Annotated in this window: 5 protein-coding genes and 1 pseudogene; 3 read left to right on the top strand and 3 right to left on the bottom strand. The window is 68.5% G+C overall.

The features are described 5' to 3' along the window. Positions 1-237: 237 nt before the first annotated feature. The gene (locus tag VN378_RS16650; RefSeq protein WP_325744674.1) at positions 238-1,512 is read right to left on the bottom strand and encodes a lytic murein transglycosylase; all 1,275 of its coding nucleotides are present in this window, start codon (positions 1,510-1,512) and stop codon (positions 238-240) included. A 219-nt stretch (positions 1,513-1,731) separates the two neighbouring features. Continuing rightward, complete coding sequence (locus VN378_RS16645; RefSeq protein ID WP_325744673.1) at positions 1,732-2,154, bottom strand: DUF2200 domain-containing protein; 423 nt, start codon at positions 2,152-2,154, stop codon at positions 1,732-1,734. A 181-nt stretch (positions 2,155-2,335) separates the two neighbouring features. Between VN378_RS16645 and ykgO the strand changes: the two genes are divergently transcribed. From ykgO to VN378_RS16630, 3 genes are all read left to right on the top strand, one after another. Next, positions 2,336-2,461 (top strand): type B 50S ribosomal protein L36, encoded by a 126-nt coding sequence (ykgO, locus tag VN378_RS16640; RefSeq protein ID WP_055832286.1) that lies wholly within the window; start codon positions 2,336-2,338, stop codon positions 2,459-2,461. 145 nt (positions 2,462-2,606) lie between these two features. Next, on the top strand, positions 2,607-2,882 hold the full coding sequence (locus VN378_RS16635; protein WP_055832288.1) for a DUF2312 domain-containing protein: 276 nt from the start codon (positions 2,607-2,609) through the stop codon (positions 2,880-2,882). 2 nt (positions 2,883-2,884) lie between these two features. Continuing rightward, positions 2,885-3,235 carry a hypothetical protein gene (locus tag VN378_RS16630; protein WP_325744675.1) on the top strand — a complete coding sequence of 117 codons (351 nt, stop codon included), beginning with the start codon at positions 2,885-2,887 and terminating at the stop codon, positions 3,233-3,235. A 16-nt stretch (positions 3,236-3,251) separates the two neighbouring features. Here the strand turns inward: VN378_RS16630 and VN378_RS16625 are convergent. Beyond that, positions 3,252-3,734: pseudogene (locus VN378_RS16625) on the bottom strand (TonB-dependent receptor); the annotation flags it as partial.

The raw sequence follows: 3,734 nt of genomic DNA, 5'->3' as shown, positions 1-3,734 counted from the left end.
ATCGCTCTTCACCGTGCATCCCCGCGGAGGCGGGGACCCAGGCTTTGGCCCCGCGCCAGCGCCGGACCCAGCGCCGGTCAGCTCAGCCAGTCTCGTCGTCGCTCAAACCTGGGTCCCCGCCTTCGCGGGGATGCACGGATGAAAGTGTGAGCCCCGCCTTCGCGGGGATGCACGGATGAGAGGGTGAGCCCCGCCTTCGGGGGGATGCACGGAATGGGGGGCGGGTTGTGATGCCGCTTACCCCGCCCGGCGGATCAGCTCGTCGGCCAGATCGGCGGTCAGATAGCCGTCCGCCAGCCGTCCCGTGGCGATCTGCCAGCGGCGAAGGGCGGCGCGGGTGTTGGCGCCGACGACGCCGTCCACGCCCTGGGTGTCGTAGCCAAGGGCGGTCAGGGCACGCTGGGCGCCGATGCGCTGGTCGCGCGACAGGGGGGAGTCGTCGGGCCAGGCCGCGACCAGTCCCGGCTTGCCGGCGATGCCGTCGGCGGTCAGACCGATGGCCAGCGCATAGGAGACCGAGTTGTTGTAGCGGCGGATCACATAGTGGTTGGGCAGGGCCAGGAAGGCCGGACCGCGTGCGCCCTGGGGCAGGAGAATGGTCGCCTCTTCGAGCGCCTCGGCGTCCGTCGGCGCGCCGCCGCGGGCCAGGGTCACGCCGCGTTGCGACCAGTAGCGCCAGTCGTGACGGGGCCCTTCGGCCTCGGCATAGTCGAAGCCGGCGGGCAGGACGACCTCATAGCCCCAGCTCTGGCCGCGCTTCCACCCGGCCTGGGCCAGCAGATTGGCGGCGGAGGCGAGGGAGTCGGCGTCCGAGCCCCAGATGTCGACCTTGCCGTCGCCGGTCTGGTCGACGCCGAGACGCAGATAGTTGTCGGGCATGAACTGGGTCTGGCCCATGGCGCCGGCCCAGCTGCCCTTCAGGCCCGCGCGGTCGCGGCGGCCGTCGACGACGATGTCGAGGGCGTCCTTCAACTGGGCCTCGGCCCAGTCGCGGCGGCGGCCGTCATACGCCAGGGTCGCCAGCGACCGGATGACGTCATAGTCGCCCTGGACGGCGCCGAAGCTGCTCTCATTGCCCCAGATGGAGACCAGGATTTCCGCGGGGACCCCGAAGCGCTGGGTCACCTCCCACGGCACGCGCTCGGTGCGTTGGCGGCCCTGGGCGATTCGCGTCGCCGAGACGGCGCTCTGGACATAGGCGCCGGCGGGGCGGCTGAATTCGGGCTGGTTGCCGTCGAGGCGGATGACGGAAGGATCGGGCGTCAGGCCGGCCAGTTCGCGGGCGTAGGCGTCGCGGCGGACGCCGCCGTGGCGGGTCAGGAAGCCCTGTTTCCAGCCCTCGAAGCCGGCCTGGTCGGCGGGTCTGGAGGGCGCCGGAGCCGGCGCGGCGGGCGGCGGGGCCGGACGGACGGGCTCGGGCGCCGCTGTCGGCGTTACCGGCGGAGCCTCGGGCAGCATGGGCGCGCAGGCGGCGACGGAGGCGATGAGGATGAGGCGAAGGCTGATACGCATGATGTAGCTGTAGAGTCCCCGGCGGCCGCCCCGTCATAACAAGTGCGCGAGGGCGACAAGCGTTGCTGCAATAGAGGCGCCATTCCGGGGGGCGCTATCGCGATCGACGCGCGGCGCCTCGCTGCTTGAGCTGGTGCGCATCAATTCCGTGCATCCCCGCGAAGGCGGGGACCCAGGTTTTTGGCCTCCCCGCCGGCGCTGGATATAACGCCGGTTCATTCAGCCGTCCTGCCTGCCGCTCAAGCCTGGGTCCCCGCCTTCGCGGGGATGCACGGAGGGAGGAGAGTCGGGGCTTCTCAGGATCTTCTCCATCGCCTTTCCCTTGGCGAGTTCGTCGATGAGTTTGTCCAGATAGCGGATCTCGCGCATCAGCGGCTCTTCGATGGTCTCGACGCGAATGCCGCAGATCAGGCCGGTGATGCCGGCGCGCGCCGGGTTCGGCCGGGGGGCCTCGGCGTAGAAGGTTTCGAGGTCGGACTTCTTCGCCAGCTGGGCCTCGAACCCTTCCCGGGTGTAGCCGGTCAGCCAGCAGATGATCTGGTCCACCTCGTCCTTCGTGCGGCCCTTCTTCTCCGCCTTGGCGATGTAGTGCGGATAGACGCTGGCGAAGCTGTACCTGTAAACCCGGTCGTTGCTGACCATGAGAGGCTCCATCCCGTGCGTTGGGGTCGCCAGCATGCCGCAACCGCCTGCAAAGTCACGCAGGCGCACGGTTGACGATTCCGGGAAGCCTCTCTATACGCACCGCTCCGCCGCAGGTTCTTCCATTTTTCGGGGAAGAATTTGGGGCTTTTCTGTTTTGCTTTGCCTCAGGACGACGACCATGAAGGTCCGCAGCTCGCTCAAGTCGCTCAAGACCCGCCACCGCGACTGCAAGGTCGTGCGCCGCAAGGGTGTTGTGTACGTGATCAACAAGACCGACCCGCGCTTCAAGGCGAAGCAGGGCTAAAAGGTCTTCCGCGCGCCACAGCGCGGTTCGAAAGTTTCAGGGCTGCGGACTTGTCCGCAGCCTTTTTCGCGTCTGCCCCCAGGGGACGTTGAGTCGCGCGAAACGACGTGGTTAGCGTCCGTTTGATTTTTTCCGGAGTATTCCCTTGGCCGACGACGCTTCCTTCGATTCCTCGCCCGACGTCCTGACCTCGGCCGCCCAGGGCCGGCTGCGCACCATCATCGAGCGCATCGAGCGGCTGGAAGAGGACAAGGCCGCCGTCATGGCCGACATGAAGGAGGTCTTCCTGGAGGCCAAGGGCGAGGGCTACGACGTCAAGATCCTGCGCAAGGTCATCCGCATCCGCAAACAGGACAAGGCCAAGCGCCAGGAAGAGGACGCGATCCTGGACCTGTACCTGTCGGCGCTCGGCGAGATCTGACCCTGAAGCGAACCGGCTTCGGCGGGGGCAGGGGCGGTTCGAAGAAACCGCCCGCCAGTCCGTTCGAGGCCGAACGCAAGGCGGCCCGGCGGGCGGCCCTCAACGCCCTCAGACGCGCCCGCCGCTCGGCAGAGAAGGCGGGCGTTTCGCTGTCCGAATGGGAGGGCGAGTTCATCGAGTCGGTCAGCGAGCGGATCAGGACCCACGGCCGCGCCTTCGGCGACCCCGAACTGGGCGCGCCGGGTCAGGCCCTGTCGGCCATGCAGGGCCGCAAGCTGAAGGAGATCGCCGCCAAGGCGAAGGGCGAGGCGCCGAAGCGGCGTTGGGGGAAGAAGGCGCCCCCGGCCGACTGACGGCCGGGTGCGCGACCTAGAACAGGATCTTGCGGAAGGTCAGGCCGACGGTCCGGCCCTGGGGGTCCAGATAGTCGGGCTGGTAGTTCAGCGGCGCGTCGCCGGCGCTGGAGGTGACCTCCAGACGGCTGTCGAAAATGTTCTGCACCCCGAGCTGCAGGCGCGCCCCCTTCAGCCAGGGGTATTTCGCCACCCAGTCTGCCTGCTGACCCAGGTCGATGAAGACGTTCAGATTGAGCGTGGCCAGGTCCGAGAAGGTCAGGTCGGGGCCGGTTCCGCCGTCGACGCGGGTGCCCTCGCGCCAGTTGCCGAAGAGGAAGGCGCCCTTGCCGTTGCGGAAGACGCCGACCTGGGCCTGGATCTCGTTGCGGGGCGTGCCGCCGCGGCCGCTGGTGGCCGAACCGTCCAGCAGATCGAGGACCGGCAGGCCGTCGGCGATGAGGATCTCATCCTGCAGGCGTACGGTGTGATAGATCGAGAGATTGAAGCGGCCCTGGCC

It is taken from the genome of Brevundimonas sp. (genome assembly GCF_035561115.1).
GTDB lineage: Bacteria > Pseudomonadota > Alphaproteobacteria > Caulobacterales > Caulobacteraceae > Brevundimonas.
This window is presented reverse-complemented; position numbering and strand designations above follow the sequence as displayed.